The sequence below is a fragment of the Candidatus Tokpelaia sp. genome (assembly GCF_008636115.1).
Lineage (GTDB): Bacteria > Pseudomonadota > Alphaproteobacteria > Rhizobiales > Rhizobiaceae > QLZD01.
The window spans coordinates 82,559-97,078 of the sequence record NZ_QLZD01000020.1; the positions used below are offsets into that span (position 1 = coordinate 82,559).

Here is a 14,520-nt window from a genome sequence, read left to right on the forward strand (position 1 = left end):
AAAACCGATAGAGCCTGTTGCCCGCCGTTTGAACCGGCACAGAAATTACGGCGCGCCGGCCGCCGGGCTAGCTTTCACCAGGCGTAACATCGCCACTATCGCTGCGGGCTGTCTTTGAGGCGGCAAAACCGGCAAGGTTTTGCGACAGGCGAAAAACAACATAAATTCCATTGCGCACTTAATAATAACGCTTATTGCTCTGCCTTTAATTTAAAAGCGGTGGCGGACGGCCTGCCCGCTCGCGTTTGGTGGCGCTTCCAGCCCCTTAAATAAGCACCTCACTCTTATATTGGCACTTCAATAATGGCGCGCAGGCCGCCTTGCGGGCTTTCACCAAGCGTAACATCGCCGCCATGGCTGCGGGCAATATCGCGGGCAATAGAAAGACCAAGCCCGGTGCCGCCGGAATCCTGATTGCGCGCCGAATCCAGCCTAAAAAACGGCTTGAACACTTCCTCGCGCATGGCGGCGGCAATGCCGGGGCCGTCATCATCAATTTCAATATGCAGGTTTTCGTGTGAGCGGCGCACAGATATATGCACATTTTTGGCATAGCGAAAAGCATTGGAAACCAGATTGGCAACCAGGCGGGCAAAAGCGCGCGGCCGCACTTCTATTACTGCCGGGCCTTGCAGTGAAGAGGTAAAACCGCGCCGGCGCAAATGCGCCTCCTCAGTGAATTTATCCATAAGCGGTTTTAAATCCAGCCGGCCGACATCTTCAGTGCCCTCACCGCGGGCAAAGGCCAGATAATCTTCCAGCATATGCTGCATATCGTTAATATCCTGCTCCAGCGCTTCTGTCTCAAAATTTTCGCCGGAAAGCGCCAGTTGCAGCTTGAAACGGGTCAAAATCGTGCGCAAATCATGACTGACACCGGAAAGCATGGTGGTGCGCTGCTCTATTTGCCGCTCTATCCGCTGGCGCATGCGCAAAAAGGCCAGGCCGGCGCGGCGCACTTCATCAGCTCCGCGGGGCGAAAAGCCTTTCGGCAGCGGGCGGCCTTTGCCAAAACTTTCCGCCGCCTGTGCCAGTTGCTGTATTGGCGTAATCTGATTCTTCAAAAAGAAAATGGCGATAATCAGCAGCACCAGTGCCGTGCCCACCATCCAACCCAGAAAAATGCCGGTATTGGAAGCATAAGTCTGGCTGCGCGTGGCAAAAACGCGCAAGACCTTGTCACCCAGATTGATGCGAATTTCCACCAGATCGGAATCACCGACCGTATCTATCCAGAATGGACGGTGAATTTGCTTGGTGATTTCCTCGCTCAAAAAATAATCGAGAATGGCAAAAAACGGCTTTGGCCCGGTTTGCGGCAATTCTGCCGGCGGCAGGATAGAAATATTCAGCCCCATGCGCTCACGCGCTATGCGGATAATCGTATTATATTCATCATTTTGCGGATAAGTTTCAATAATATCAATAATGGCGGCAATATCGTGCACGACGGCCATAGAAAGCCTCTCGGTCACCATTTGCCAGTGGCGCTCCATAAACACATAGGCAATGACAGATTGCAGCAAAACCATTGGCGCGATAATAATAATAAGCGCGCGCGCATAAAGCCGTTTTGGCCAATGCCGCGATAAATAGGCACCCGGTTTTTTGATCAATGATTTTATCATATTTGTCTCAGCGGTTTTATTGCCCTTATCGGACGGGCCGGGCGGATACGGGCTTTGCCTGAATCCGGGCTTTATTCGCCAATAAGTTTATAGCCAATACCGCGCACGGTTTGCAGCCAGAGCGGGTTGGCCGGGTCGTCCTCTATTTTGCGGCGCAAACGATTTATCTGCACATCAATGGTGCGTTCGCCTATTTCGCCTGTTTCTCCCGCCAAAGCCTGCCGGGGCACGGTTTCGCCCAGATTTTCGGCAAAAACGGCCATAATTTCCTGCTCTTTATCGGTGAGATGCACAATTTCCCCCGCTTTTTTCAGCTCACGCCGCGGGATAAAAAACAGATAAGGGCCAAAAGTGATTTGCTCAATTTTGGCTTCGCCCGGTGCATTGCCGCGGCGCAAAACCGCATTGACGCGCAGCAACAGCTCGCGCGGGTCAAAAGGCTTGGGCAGATAATCATCTACCCCTGCTTCCAGCCCGTCAATGCGGTTTTCCGTTTCCGATAAAGCAGTGAGCATTAAAATCGGCACCTGATTGCTCTCGCGCAGTGAACGGGTAAGTGACAGGCCGTTTTCCCCCGGCATCATGACATCAATAATCAGCAGATCGAACCCAATACCGGCAAGAAAATGCCGGGCCTCGGCGGCATTGGCAGCCATGGTTACACGAAAATCATTTTTGCGCAAAAATTGTGATAACAGGCGGCGAATACGCGTATCATCATCAATGACCAAAAGATGCGGCGCGTCATCGGAAACAGGTTGTAAATCTGTTTTACAGGCCGCTGCTTTGGCGGCAGCGGCAGCGGCAGGAGCAGCGGGATTTCTCTGGCGGTGTTTCTCTGGCATAATTTGAATCCGATATTTTTCGGTGTTGAAAATTGCGGCGCAGCTTAAGCAGCAGAGGATAAAGACTTGCGCGGTATATTTGCCGTTTAAACCCATTATAAGTTATAGGGCGATAAATTTTAGCTAAAAACAACAAATAGAGCGAAATTATTTCCCGTGAATTAGATAAAACTATGTCTCCTGCCGTAAAATAAGCGTTTTTGCCTGTTTTGGCAGAGAGCAAAACAAATACTGGAAATAACAGAAAGTGAGTCTCAATCATGGCGGCATCGAGTTCTTTACAGGCGGTTCTTATCCCCGTATCGCCCTTTCGGCAAAATTGCACTTTGCTGTTTGATAAAGCAGATAAAAAGGGCGTGCTTATTGATCCGGGGGCAGAATTACCGCGTATTTTAGCTGCTATTGCCGAGCATAAGCTAAAAATTGAGGCTATTTGGCTGACACATGGCCATATTGATCATGCCGCTTCAGCTATGGAGGCTGCCAAAGCGCTGGGGGTAAAAATTTATGGCCCGCAAAAAGCCGATAAGCCGCTGCTTGACAGCCTGGTTGAAACTGCTGCCGGCTATCAATGGCAGGATAAAGTGCAAAACTGCACTCCTGATTATTGGCTGGAAGAAGGCGATAAAGCAAGCTGCGGCGGCCGTGAATTCATTGTGCTGCATACACCCGGCCATTCTCCGGGGCATATTGTCTATTTTTGTGCTGCTCTCCGACTGGCAATAGTCGGTGATGTTCTGTTTCGCGGGACTGTTGGGCGGACAGACCTTCCCACCGGCAATCATGATGATTTAATGCGCTCACTGCGAGAGAAAATTCTGCCTTTGGGCGATGAGGTAGTCTTTATCTGCGGGCATGGGCGCGGCAGCACTATTGGCCATGAAAAACAGAGCAATCCTTTTTTGCAGAATCTGTAGATCAGGATAAAGCGCGCCGGTGCTGCCGCAAAATCGTGGTCGGCCGGGCGTATAAGGCTACAACTTCAAGGCAAAGCAGCTTTGCCGGGCTTCAAGAGCTGAGCGCCAGCCGGGGCTTGCGGCTGTTGGCGGCCAAAATGAGAGCGGCTAAACACATAACGCCTATCGGCCAAATAAGGCGGCTGTAGCCTGTCAGGCGGTTTTGCAACTTTTGCCACGAGGTTCCGGAATCTTTCTGCCGGCAAAATCAAGCTTTTGAAGCATAAGTCAAAGAGCCTGCAAAAGCGCTTTGAAAGGGGCAGAATAATCCGCTTCTTTATTATCCGCGCCCCAGCCAGTTAAATTTGGTCGCACGAAGCAGCTTATAAAAAATTATCCCCAAAGCGAAATGGAACATAGCTTAATATAATAAAAACTGCTTCAAAGGCGGGTTACCGGGCTTTCAAAGCCTTTTCAAAGGTGATGAGGGTAATTTCAAAGCCTTTTTGAAGGTTTGCGCAGCATACGGCCGATTTTCACCAAACTGCGCCTGTCTGGCGAAAATTCCTGTCAAAATCTTTTTGCTACCCTTCACCAATTTCCTTATTAACAACTCTCTTCAATCCCCCAATATTACTGCCATATCTCGCTTAAAATCACCTAATCCCGCTATTTCCAATACTTCGTGTCAAATAAAAGCGGCGCAAACGCTGCGGCAAAGCGGAGTGGCTATAAAGCGCAGGTGCGTATTGTTTGGAAGAAAGGCCTGAAGGTTTATATAGAGGGTAGAGTAGCAAAACGAGCCTGAGGCGTCAGAGGCGCTCATAAGCTCAGTATATCAGTCTTGTTTTTGCTGTTCAGCCCGAACCGGGATAAATTTGGCGATAACCCCCATTACCGCCAGTGTCAGCAGAGCAATAGCAACGGCATCATGGCCTTGCACAGTGCAATAAACAACAGCAGCAATATCCATTATCAAAGCGCAAAAACCCAGAGCAAGCCCGCAATTTTCAAAGCGGATATTATGCTGAATGATTTTATATTTATTGGTATTATTGCAGCGATTATTACTTTCCGCCATGCCCAGAATGCGCTCGGCAGAGCCGGGGCATATTTCTTCCTACGCGCATACCTCCGCAGCAGGGGGCAAAGGGCCGCGATACATTTGCATCTCAGCGGCAATTTGTATCATTTGCTGTTCGGCAACCGGATTATCCGCGCCGAACAGCGCTTCACGCACGGACTCACTTGCCTGAACGGGCTTTTTGTGCGCTTCTCTTGCCGCTATAGTGTGTTTTGTGTAAATATTCCGCAGCGTTGGCGGCGTGTTTTTGCCGGTCAACATAGCCTCCCTCTACACCCATGGCCGCAGCCATAGAACGCCCTACCTGCGCCCACGCATCTTCCAGCCGGACAGGATCAGGGAAATGCAGCCGTGACGGCGTAAAAATATTTGTGGGGGAAGCAAAACCGCGCCAGAAACCTTTTTTAAAGGGTACAGAAAGCATTTTTTCCTCCGTGTTACAGCATATGGCAGGCAATATAATACCGCCCACTATGCCGCGCTTCGTTTACATATACATTGTGACAAAACCTTGTCAATTATAATATTACTGTTTTACCGCGGCCAAGCGAGCCGCATAAGGAAGCAGGGGAACAGAACCCGCGCCGGCTTAGCCGGAACGGAGAACAGGCTTTATAACTTTAGCCGCCGGCTTTGGAAACCGGCAGGGAAATAATGCGGTCGGCGCGCGGTTTCGCGGCGGCCATTTGTATGTCCGGCTTCCCGCTGCTTTGCGGCGCCCCGGCAAAAGGAATACCCAGAGCCTGCCATACTTCCACCAGCGCTGTTTTCAAGGTTTCAATCAGTGCATCAGTGTGGAACGGTGTCGGCGTAATGCGCAGCCGCTCTGTGCCGCGCGGCACAGTGGGGTAATTTATCGGCTGAATATAAATATTATGTTTTTCCAGCAGCCGGTCAGTAGCGCGCTTGCATAAATCCGGATCCCCCACCAGAACCGGCACAATATGCGTTGCTGTTGTCAGAACCGGCAGGCCGGCCGCCGTCAGAACAGCTTTTGTCTGCTGCGCCTGCCTCTGCTGCGCCGCCCGCTCATTTTGCGATGTTTTTAAATGGCTAATGGCTGCGCGCGCCGCACTGGCAACAGCCGGCGGCAAAGCCGTGGTGAAAATAAAACCCGGCGCATAAGAGCGCACAGCATCAATCAGCGCCTGTGTGCCGGTAATATAGCCGCCCAGCGCGCCATAGGCCTTGGCCAAAGTGCCCTGAATAATATTCATGCGGTTTGCCAGCCCTTCGCGATCGGTAATGCCGCCGCCGCGTGCGCCATACATACCGACAGCGTGCACTTCATCTATATAGGTCAGGGCATTATATTTATCGGCCAGATCGGCAATGGCTTCAACCGGCGCAATATCGCCGTCCATGGAATAGACAGATTCAAAAATAATCAGCTTGGCGCGCTCTTTCCCCGCGCTAGCCAGCAGGCTTTCCAAATGCCGCATATCATTATGACGGAAAATTTTCTTCTCCGCGCCGGAATGACGCACACCCTCAATCATTGAAGCATGATTAAGCTCATCGGATAAAATCAGGCAATCAGGCAACAGCCTGGCAATAGTGGAAATAGCCGCTTCATTGGCAACAAAGCCGGAGGTAAAAACAAGCCCCGCCTCTTTACCGTGCAAATCGGCCAGCTCATGCTCCAGCTCCACCAGATAATGATTCGTGCCGGAAATATTGCGCGTGCCGCCGGCCCCGGCACCTGAGCCTGTGACTGCCCGGCAGGCCGCCTCAATCACTTTTTCATGCTGCCCCATACCCAGATAATCATTGGAGCACCAGATAGTAACATTATGCGCTTTGCCGCCATGGCGCCGGATAGCGTGGGGAAAGGCACCGACAATACGCTCCAGATCGGCAAAAACGCGGTAGCGTTTTTCATTATGCAGGCTGGCCACGGCTTCCTGAAAAAAATCTTCATAGTTCATTTTATACTCCTGCGGCGATATTGCAATAAAAACCGGCGGCAAACAAGAGAAAGCAGGCAGATTTTGTATTTTATAGGCGTATAGGCCTGAAACAGCGCCGGTCACCCCTTTTTACGAAACAGGCATTTCAGCAGAAATTGCATTAAACTGTCATTGCGGCGGATAGAATGGCGCGGCAAAGCCAATATATCGTCCGTTACCCCCGCTTGCCCGCGTGTGGTGGTAACCGCATAATTATAGCCGGCTTCGCGCACAAAATTGCGCATAAGCGGATTTTCTTCCCCATAGGGATAGGCAAAAGACAGCAAGGGGAAGCCGAAAATTTCTTCCAGCCGCTGTTTGGAGTCAATAATTTCCTTTTGTGCCTCAACCGGCGGCAATGCCGGCAAATGCGGGTGAGTGAGGGTGTGCCCGCCCGCCTCATGCCCGCGCGCCGCCCAGTCGCGCATTTCTGCTGCGCCCATCAGCCTTGCTGTTTTGCGCGGCGGTCTATCCCAGTCATTGCCGCCGCCAATATAGCCGGCAACAAAAAAACAGGTGGCGGTAAAGCCAAGCCTGTCCAGCACCGGCATGGCCTGTTGATAAACCGACATGGCACCGTCATCAAAGGTGATAACGGCAATTTTTCCCTTTTTCTCTCCCTTTATATAAGGAATAGCCTGGCGCAGCGACAGACCCTGAAAGCCCAGCGCTTTCAACACTTTCATCTGGCCGGCAAAGCGCGCCGGCTTTACCCATATGCTGCGCGCCGGCGTGCCGCGTTTGGGTGCTTCATCAATATGGTGATAGAGTAGAATCGGAACAGACATGCCGGTTTCCCCGTCAAGGTTATAAGAGTGTAAATTCAGGTTTTCAGGTGAGAGAGCAGAGCAATTTGCGCCCGGTACAGCGGGCGCAACAGCTCATGCCGCAATTTTTGCCCGATAGTGCGCTTTTGTGTCAGGGTAGAGCCGCCGATTTTAGCCGATATTTCGGCAATGCCGCCGGGGCGCAATGCTGCCGGGTGTATTTTTGTAACCCAGAACATTTGCAAAAACACATCAAGCGGCCGGTCGAAATGCCGTGTCTCCGCCAGCAGTTTTTCTGCTGCTTTCCGGCTCAGCATATAAGAAACAGCCCCAAGTCCGACAGGCGCCGGGCTTATCAGCTCTGTTTGCCCCTGTTGCGCGATCAGGCGGCCGCTTTCCCGGTCGCGATGGGGAAAGCGGATAAGCCCGCAAGCCTGAATATGCGCCGCTGCCAGCGCCAGCGCCTCGGCAAAATTTTCCCGCGGCTGCATATCATCTTCGGTAATCAGGGCGGCCGCGCAGCCCCGCTCCAGCATGGTCTGCCAGGCCAGGCGATGGGAGAGAAAACAGGCAATTTCTGCCGGTTTTAGAGCAAAAGGATAAAAGGGAAGAAAGATTTTGCGCCGGTAAACAGCCTCACTCTGCGCTTGTGGCATCTGCTCGGCATCGATAGCCGGCAGCACTTCTGCCCCGGTAAAAAGCACCTGCTGCGCCACCAGGCGTTGCAGGCTGTCAACATTTTCCTGCCGCGCAGCGGCGCGGCCAAGATGCAGGATAAAGGCCGGTAATTTAGCGGAAGCAGCCGCCCGCCCGGCCTGGCTTTTATCTGGGCACTCATTCATTTTTTGCTTCCTCCGCTGCTTTATGCGCCAGGGATAATAAATGTCGCCTGACAGTTTCAGGCAGATTTGCACGAAATTTTTCCACCAGAACATGGTGCAGTTCCGCCTGTGCGGCCGGCGGATACAGACCTATATCCTGAATACAGGCAAATTGCCCGGCGCTGTGTTGGATTTTAGCCAGAATAGCGGCATAATGCTGCGGCGATTTTATATCATCGAGATAAATAATGTCAGGCGGGCGAGCGGGCACAGCGCCGCGCTTTATCTCCAGGTGATTGGCTAATGAGACCGGGTTAAACTGTTGCGGCGCGCGAAAGCGGAAGCTGAGCTGGCGCGTCAGAACTGCCGGATTGGCGCGAAAAAAACCGGCAAAGGTAGATTTGCGCAGCGGGTGAGGATAATGCGGCACGGCAAGGAATCTGGCGCCAAAACTGTTAAAACCGCCGCTAAGCCGTGCTCCCAGCCACAGCGAAGTGCTGTGCCTTGGCGGCAGGCGATAAGACGAAATTCCGGCCAGCATTTGCCGGTAAAAATGGCGCAGCTTTACTGCGCCGACACTTTTCCACACACCAAATAATCTGGGCACGCCATTGATAAAAAAATCCTGCGCTGTCACCGGCGCATTGATAAAAAAATCATCATTGCTGAAAATAAAATGCTCAGCCAGGCCGGGAATGCGCCATAACACAGCCTCAATAGAACGGGAGTTAAAACTGGGGCGCACAGCCGCAAATTGCGGCAAATCAGCACTGGCGGCAAAAATTTCATCATGGCTGACGAGCTGCAAAAAACCTGGCGGGCATTTGCCTTCATTGACAAAATCGGGCAAGAGCGCCGGCAGTTGATTATCAGTTACAATAAAAATTTTGTGGATAAAAGGCGCATAGCGCAGGACAGAGGCAATATTATAATAAATCTCACCATTATCCTGGAAGCGGATTTTGGTTGTTTTTTCAAAGCCGTGTTTTGTTTCTTCCTTGTTTGGCGCCCGGCCGCCGGCTCTTTTTTTATCCTCCGCCAGGTAAAATTTGCGGGCGGCCTTGTGCCCTGGCTCCTGCCCGTCTACCCAGGTGATAACATAATCTATCTGCATGTGTTTACGGCCTTTGCCCCTGTTGCGGGATAATGCGCTGCACCCGGGTGCAGTCTAAAGGCAAAGCCGGCAGATTAAAAGCTGTTTCCCAAAAACTTGCAGAGTTTTTGGGAAAGGAGTTGTAACGCTCATAAAATGGGGGAAAGATGCTTTCAGACCAAAAGTGCGGCGGCGGCTCAATATTTCCCCAAAACTGCCTGAAGCCCTGTTTTATCAGCTCCGGCAGCAACAAAAACAACCAGAGCCGAGAATATTATTCTCCGATTGTATCTGTGCCCGTGGCTGCGGCACTGGTTCCGGCAAAGCGGCAAGAGCCGGGCAGGCATGGTGACTTGCTCCGGCTGGCCGACAGGCGGCAATTATCTGCTCTTGACCCGCAGATCCGCTGCCGCTTTGCGCTATGAGCGGGCCGGGGCGGCAGGGGCATTGTAACCGGCAGGAATAAAAGCAGAAAGGCGGGGGAAGGAGAACAGGAGGCAAAAGCGCAAAACGGCTTTGCATAGACGGAGAAATATGGTAAAACTCGCCGCCAATCCGTTAAACAGGGGGTGTCCTGTTATTGGGTACCGCCGCGATTTTTTGAGGAATTGGCCATGGCAAAACTTGTTGAAAGCCCGACCGGGGCTTTTGCTCTTACTTTTGATGATGTGCTGCTTGTCCCCGGGCATTCGCATATTATGCCGGCGCAAACGCAGCTCAAAACCCGCATTGCCCGCACAATAGAGCTGAATTTGCCGCTTTTATCTTCTGCCATGGATACCGTAACCGAGGCGCGACTGGCTATTGCCATGGCGCAGGCCGGCGGGCTGGGGGTTATCCATCGCAATTTAAGCCCGGAACAACAGGCGGAAGAAGTCCGCCGGGTAAAGAAATTTGAAACCGGCATGGTGGTCAATCCGATCGTCATCGGCCCTGAGGCCAGCCTGCTTGACGCGCAGCAAGTGATGAAAGCGCATAATATTTCCGGCATTCCAGTGGTGGAGCAGGAGGGCAAAGGGCGTGTGCCGGGGCGGCTGGTCGGTATTTTGACCAATCGCGATGTGCGTTTTGCCGGTAATCCGCAGCAGAAAATCTGCGAATTGATGACGCATGAAAATCTGGTTACTGTGCGGGAAAATGTTAGCCAGGAGGAGGCAAAAAAGCTGCTGCACCGCAACCGGATTGAAAAATTGCTGGTGGTAGATGCCAAAGGCCGCTGTGTCGGCCTGATTACGGTAAAGGATATTGAAAAGGCCGGGCTTAACCCCAATGCGGCCAAAGATGCGCATGGCCGTTTGCGGGTGGCAGCGGCGGTGAATGTCGGCAAAGACGGGCTGGAGCGCGCCGAGCGGCTATGTGCGGCCGGCATTGATATGCTGGTGGTGGATACGGCGCATGGCCATTCGCAGCGCGTGCTTGATTCGGTGAAGGAAATTCGCCGGTTAGTTGATAATAATACGGCCATTATGGCTGGCAATATTGCTACGGCTGAGGCAACAAAAGCCCTGATTGATTGCGGGGTAGATGCGGTCAAAGTGGGGGTAGGGCCGGGTTCTATCTGCACCACGCGGATTATTGCCGGTGTCGGCGTGCCGCAATTAGCGGCGATTATGGGCGCGGTAGAGGCGGCGGCTAAAGCCGATATTCCGGTGATTGCCGATGGCGGCATTAAATATTCCGGTGATTTTGCCAAGGCGCTGGCAGCAGGTGCCGCCGCCGCCATGGTCGGCTCATTGCTGGCGGGGACAGAGGAAAGCCCGGGTGAGGTTTATATGTATCAGGGGCGGCCGTTCAAAGCCTATCGCGGCATGGGTTCTGTCGGCGCTATGGCGCGCGGCTCGGCCGACCGCTATTTTCAGGCAGAAGTGCGCGATGAGCTGAAACTGGTGCCGGAAGGGGTTGAAGGCCAGGTGGCCTATAAAGGCACGGTGGCCGGGGTGCTGCACCAGTTAGCCGGCGGTTTGCGCGCCGCTATGGGCTATGTCGGCGCCGCCGATTTGCAGGAATTTCACCAAAAAGCAAAATTTGTCCGCATCACCAATGCCGGGTTGAATGAAAGCCATACGCATAATGTTACCATTACGCGTGAAAGCCCTAATTATCATACGTAAAGCCGGGCAAATTGCGCTGAAGCGGCAGAGAGTAAGGCCTGGAGGCCGACAGGCGGCAGGCCGGGCAGAAATATAGCAAAAGAGGGCGGGCGGTGAAGAGGACACAAGAACAGGCTGCGGTTTTTCCCATGAGTTTTATCCGCCCGGTGTGAGTTTTATTGATAAAGGCTGTTTTTTGGTTGAGTTTGCAGAGCTGTGAAATAAGCCAATCTGGTTTTATTTGTGCCTTCTTGTTGCTTTGCGGCGGGGCAGCGGTGCGGGCGCGCCCTTTTCCGCTGTTGTCCCTGCGGTAAAGTTCCTCAAGATAAACTCTACCCGGTAGCGCTATGTCTTGTGCCCCGCTCCATGGCCTTGCAAGCTGAGTCTCCGGCTTGAGCCTATGGCGGTGCGGTCGCTTTTCTCCGGCGCGGCGGCGCCCGTAAGGCGCTGTTTGATCCCGGCATAAGCCGACCACAGGATATAACGCTAAAGACAAGTTATCTTATTGATTTTTAACATTTTTTTATATATATTGATAATATGTTATCACTTATCGCACTGTTTTTAGATAAATAATAATATATTGTTATTTATCTTGATTTTTATAAGATAAGTGATAACATATTATTATTTATCTCGGAGGTATTTTAATGGTTTTTATGCTCACCGCAGAGGAAGCGCAAAGAAAAATAGCCGATAATTGCTGCCGGCGGCGTTTGGCCATGGGGTTGACGCAGGCCGATTTAAGCGCGCGCTCAGGTGTCTCTTTGCCCAGCTTACGCCGTTTTGAACAAAAATCAGCTATTTCTTTGGAGGGATTTTTAAAGCTGCAAGCTATATTAGGCAGTCTGAACGATGTTCTGACGGCCAGCGATCAAGACGAAACGGTCTTTTCTTCTATTGATGAAATTCTGGGGCGCGCAGACAGGCCAAAACGCAAAAGAGGGCGGCGTAAATGAGCTTTCCTCGCGATAAATGTGACAGGCTGCAGGTCGGCTTGCAGTTTTCACAAGATAAAGCGCCGATAAATGTCGGCACTTTGGCCCTTGTGAAAGAAGCAAGAAGCCAAAAAATATATTTCCAGTATGATGCGTCTTTTCTTTCTTCCGGCCTGCGCTTGTCTCCGCTGCATCTGCCTTTGGAAGCAAAGCTGTTTACATTCACAAACCCGGCTTTTGAAAATTTGCCCGGCGTGTTTGACGACAGCCTGCCGGACGGCTGGGGGCGTTTATTATGCGACCGTTTTGCTCGCCGGCATGCTGTTGATCCGGCCTCTGTCTCACCCCTGGATCGCCTGGCTTATATCGGTAAAACAGCAATGGGAGCTTTGGTCTATGAACCGGCTTATGAGAATGATGAAGCGGAAGAAAAGCTGGACTTAAATCGCCTTGCTGAAGAAGCGAAGGCAGTTTTGACCGGTTCTTCTGATGCGGTTTTGCGTGAGCTGCTGGCTTTAAACGGCTCTTCGGCGGGCGCGCGCCCCAAGGCGCTGATCGGCGTAGACAAAGATCATAAAGAGATTATCGGCAATGCTCATGAAATGCCGGCAGGTTTTACCCCCTGGCTGGTGAAGTTTTCTAACACACAGGACGGCAGTGACGCCGGAGCGATTGAATATGTTTATGCTTTAATGGCCAGGCAGGCCGGGCTTGTTATGCCGGAAACCTGGTTATTCCCGGCCGAGAGAGGAGCCGGCTTTTTTGCCGTCAAGCGTTTTGACAGGGAGGAACGGCGGCGTTTGCACATGCACACGGCAAGCGGTTTGCTGCATGCTGATTTCCGCGTGCCTTCGCTGGATTATCAGGATTTGATGAAACTGACACAATATATGACGCGTGATATAAGGGAAGTAGAGCAGCTCTATCGTCTGGCTGTTTTTAATGTATTGGCGCATAATCGCGATGATCACGGCAAAAATTTCAGCTTTTTGATGAATGAAGCAGGAGAATGGCGGCTGGCGCCGGCTTATGACTTAACCTTTTCTTCCGGGCCGGGCGGTGAGCAAAGCACCATGGTGCTGGGGGAAGGGAAAAACCCCGATGAAAACACATTGCTGAAATTAGCGTCCGGCTTCAAATTGCCGGCTAAAAACTGCCGGGAAACCATAGAAAGGGTAAAAAGCGCCCTGACAAATTGGCCGCACCTGGCCGCGCATTATGGTGTCAGCCGCGCCAATATTGCCCATATAGGTGCGAAATTGCAGGTGAAATAAAGCCGCTTCCCCGCGGCTTTTCGTATTTCTTGTTGTATAAACCCGATCAGGCGGCCGGCTTATGGGCGTTGACCAGTTTTTCCGCCTCAGCCAGCAGCGGTGTTACAGCTTGGCGGATAAGCCCGGCAAAATTTTCATAATCCGCCTGATGCGGCGTGCGATTGCGCCAGAACAGGAAAATTTTGCGCTGCGGTTTGTCCCTGGTGAAGGCGCTGATCCGCAAATGCCGGTTTTTATGTTCGGCCATGCAGGCCAGTTGTGGAATAAGTGTGACCCCGAAATTATAAGAGACAAGCTGTAAAATCGTGGTCAGTTCAGTCGCGCTGAATTCTTTGCGAAAATTGCCGGTTTTGCATAAATCCAGCATTTGGTCGCGCAGGCAATGGCCGTCTTCCAGCAGCAATAGCCGCTCAGGCTTAATCGCCTCAGGTGAGGGCAGACCGCCGGCGCAATCTTTATCTTCAGATGAAGAAGCAAGGTAAAATTTATCGGCAAAAAGCAGATGCCTGGTCAATCTTTCATCGGGGAAACTATCGGCGGCAATAACCAGATCCAGACTGCCGGCGCTGATTTTCTGGTGCAGGGTTTCGGTGCGGGCTTCCAGAATTTCCAGCTTCAGCTCAGGATTATGTTTCTCAATAGCCGGCAATAAAGGTGCCAGCAAATAAGGCGCGACAGTCGAAATAATGCCGATACGCCAGGCAGAGTGATAAGGCCCGCGTGAGGTGGAGGATATTTTTTCGAATTCTCCCATGCGGTTTAAAACATCGTGAATAACGGGGAGAAAACGCCGGCCTATATCGGTTAAAATAACTTTTTTTGACATACGCTCAAACAGGGGAGCACCTACCATTTTTTCCATTTCAGCAATCTGGACGGAAAGAGCCGGCTGCGATATACCTGCCATTTCGGCAGCCATGCCGAAATGCTGCGTGGTAACGAGAGCCTCAAAATAGCGCATTTGGCGAACGGTAAACATAAATTTTTATTCCACATTCCTATAATAACGGGTTTACTGTTATCGGCGAATTGTTTGAAAGTAAAGCTTTACCGACGCTCCCTTCCCGGTGTCTCCCAGCTCTCAAAGGCATAACCCCAAGTTTTCTGCGTCCTTCCACCACCCTCTTGCCTTGAG

The 14,520-nt window shown here is 51.9% G+C and carries 13 protein-coding genes; 4 read left to right on the forward strand and 9 right to left on the reverse strand.

Annotated elements, in window-relative coordinates; translation table 11 throughout:
• Positions 1 to 284 precede the first annotated feature (284 nt).
• A complete protein-coding gene (locus tag DPQ22_RS03115; RefSeq protein ID WP_150213125.1) occupies positions 285 to 1,628 on the reverse strand; it encodes an ATP-binding protein in 1,344 nt (447 codons plus the stop codon).
• A gap of 71 nt (positions 1,629 to 1,699) precedes the next feature.
• Positions 1,700 to 2,473 carry a response regulator gene (locus tag DPQ22_RS03120; RefSeq protein WP_150213126.1) on the reverse strand — a complete coding sequence of 258 codons (774 nt, stop codon included), beginning with the start codon at positions 2,471 to 2,473 and terminating at the stop codon, positions 1,700 to 1,702.
• Positions 2,474 to 2,733: 260 nt separating this feature from the next.
• On the opposite strand from DPQ22_RS03120, the gene DPQ22_RS03125 reads away from it, so the two are divergent.
• The gene (locus DPQ22_RS03125) at positions 2,734 to 3,390 is read left to right on the forward strand and encodes an MBL fold metallo-hydrolase (protein ID WP_150213127.1); all 657 of its coding nucleotides are present in this window, start codon (positions 2,734 to 2,736) and stop codon (positions 3,388 to 3,390) included.
• An 817-nt stretch (positions 3,391 to 4,207) separates the two neighbouring features.
• On the opposite strand, the gene DPQ22_RS03130 is transcribed toward DPQ22_RS03125, so the two are convergent.
• The 6 genes from DPQ22_RS03130 to DPQ22_RS03155 all read right to left on the reverse strand — a co-directional run bounded on the left by DPQ22_RS03130 (position 4,208) and on the right by DPQ22_RS03155 (position 9,104).
• A complete protein-coding gene (locus DPQ22_RS03130; RefSeq protein ID WP_150213128.1) occupies positions 4,208 to 4,450 on the reverse strand; it encodes a hypothetical protein in 243 nt (80 codons plus the stop codon).
• A gap of 163 nt (positions 4,451 to 4,613) precedes the next feature.
• Positions 4,614 to 4,877 carry a hypothetical protein gene (locus DPQ22_RS03135; RefSeq protein WP_150213129.1) on the reverse strand — a complete coding sequence of 88 codons (264 nt, stop codon included), beginning with the start codon at positions 4,875 to 4,877 and terminating at the stop codon, positions 4,614 to 4,616.
• Positions 4,878 to 5,073: 196 nt separating this feature from the next.
• Entirely contained in the window at positions 5,074 to 6,381 is a 1,308-nt protein-coding gene (gene hemA, locus DPQ22_RS03140; protein WP_150213130.1) for a 5-aminolevulinate synthase, read from the reverse strand.
• Between the two features lie 101 nt (positions 6,382 to 6,482).
• Positions 6,483 to 7,190 carry a polysaccharide deacetylase family protein gene (locus tag DPQ22_RS03145; protein WP_150213131.1) on the reverse strand — a complete coding sequence of 236 codons (708 nt, stop codon included), beginning with the start codon at positions 7,188 to 7,190 and terminating at the stop codon, positions 6,483 to 6,485.
• A 35-nt stretch (positions 7,191 to 7,225) separates the two neighbouring features.
• Positions 7,226 to 8,011 carry a glycosyltransferase family 25 protein gene (locus DPQ22_RS03150; protein ID WP_190323118.1) on the reverse strand — a complete coding sequence of 262 codons (786 nt, stop codon included), beginning with the start codon at positions 8,009 to 8,011 and terminating at the stop codon, positions 7,226 to 7,228.
• Positions 8,004 to 9,104, reverse strand: a complete 1,101-nt coding sequence (locus tag DPQ22_RS03155) for a hypothetical protein (protein ID WP_150213133.1) — start codon at positions 9,102 to 9,104, stop codon at positions 8,004 to 8,006. The genes DPQ22_RS03150 and DPQ22_RS03155 overlap by 8 nt, the downstream gene beginning before the upstream one ends.
• Before the next feature lie 593 nt (positions 9,105 to 9,697).
• Between DPQ22_RS03155 and guaB the strand changes: the two genes are divergently transcribed.
• From guaB to DPQ22_RS03170, 3 genes are all read left to right on the forward strand, one after another.
• A complete protein-coding gene (gene guaB, locus DPQ22_RS03160) occupies positions 9,698 to 11,194 on the forward strand; it encodes an IMP dehydrogenase (RefSeq protein ID WP_150213134.1) in 1,497 nt (498 codons plus the stop codon).
• Positions 11,195 to 11,823: 629 nt separating this feature from the next.
• Positions 11,824 to 12,132, forward strand: a complete 309-nt coding sequence (locus DPQ22_RS03165) for a helix-turn-helix domain-containing protein (protein ID WP_150213135.1) — start codon at positions 11,824 to 11,826, stop codon at positions 12,130 to 12,132.
• Positions 12,129 to 13,385, forward strand: coding sequence for a type II toxin-antitoxin system HipA family toxin (locus DPQ22_RS03170; protein WP_150213136.1), 1,257 nt, complete (start codon positions 12,129 to 12,131; stop codon positions 13,383 to 13,385). The genes DPQ22_RS03165 and DPQ22_RS03170 overlap by 4 nt, the downstream gene beginning before the upstream one ends.
• A 46-nt stretch (positions 13,386 to 13,431) precedes the next feature.
• On the opposite strand, the gene DPQ22_RS03175 is transcribed toward DPQ22_RS03170, so the two are convergent.
• Positions 13,432 to 14,364, reverse strand: coding sequence for a hydrogen peroxide-inducible genes activator (locus DPQ22_RS03175; RefSeq protein ID WP_150213137.1), 933 nt, complete (start codon positions 14,362 to 14,364; stop codon positions 13,432 to 13,434).
• Positions 14,365 to 14,520: the final 156 nt, after the last annotated feature.

Coding starts and splice junctions, on each gene's coding strand:
- DPQ22_RS03115 (WP_150213125.1), bottom strand. CDS start 1,628: ATGATAAAATCATTGATCAAAAAACCGGGTGCCTATTTATCGCGGCAT.
- DPQ22_RS03130 (WP_150213128.1), bottom strand. CDS start 4,450: ATGGCGGAAAGTAATAATCGCTGCAATAATACCAATAAATATAAAATC.
- DPQ22_RS03165 (WP_150213135.1), top strand. CDS start 11,824: ATGGTTTTTATGCTCACCGCAGAGGAAGCGCAAAGAAAAATAGCCGAT.
- DPQ22_RS03145 (WP_150213131.1), bottom strand. CDS start 7,190: ATGTCTGTTCCGATTCTACTCTATCACCATATTGATGAAGCACCCAAA.
- DPQ22_RS03150 (WP_190323118.1), bottom strand. CDS start 8,011: ATGAATGAGTGCCCAGATAAAAGCCAGGCCGGGCGGGCGGCTGCTTCC.
- DPQ22_RS03170 (WP_150213136.1), top strand. CDS start 12,129: ATGAGCTTTCCTCGCGATAAATGTGACAGGCTGCAGGTCGGCTTGCAG.
- DPQ22_RS03125 (WP_150213127.1), top strand. CDS start 2,734: ATGGCGGCATCGAGTTCTTTACAGGCGGTTCTTATCCCCGTATCGCCC.
- DPQ22_RS03120 (WP_150213126.1), bottom strand. CDS start 2,473: ATGCCAGAGAAACACCGCCAGAGAAATCCCGCTGCTCCTGCCGCTGCC.
- DPQ22_RS03135 (WP_150213129.1), bottom strand. CDS start 4,877: ATGCTTTCTGTACCCTTTAAAAAAGGTTTCTGGCGCGGTTTTGCTTCC.
- DPQ22_RS03175 (WP_150213137.1), bottom strand. CDS start 14,364: ATGTTTACCGTTCGCCAAATGCGCTATTTTGAGGCTCTCGTTACCACG.
- DPQ22_RS03155 (WP_150213133.1), bottom strand. CDS start 9,104: ATGCAGATAGATTATGTTATCACCTGGGTAGACGGGCAGGAGCCAGGG.
- guaB (WP_150213134.1), top strand. CDS start 9,698: ATGGCAAAACTTGTTGAAAGCCCGACCGGGGCTTTTGCTCTTACTTTT.
- hemA (WP_150213130.1), bottom strand. CDS start 6,381: ATGAACTATGAAGATTTTTTTCAGGAAGCCGTGGCCAGCCTGCATAAT.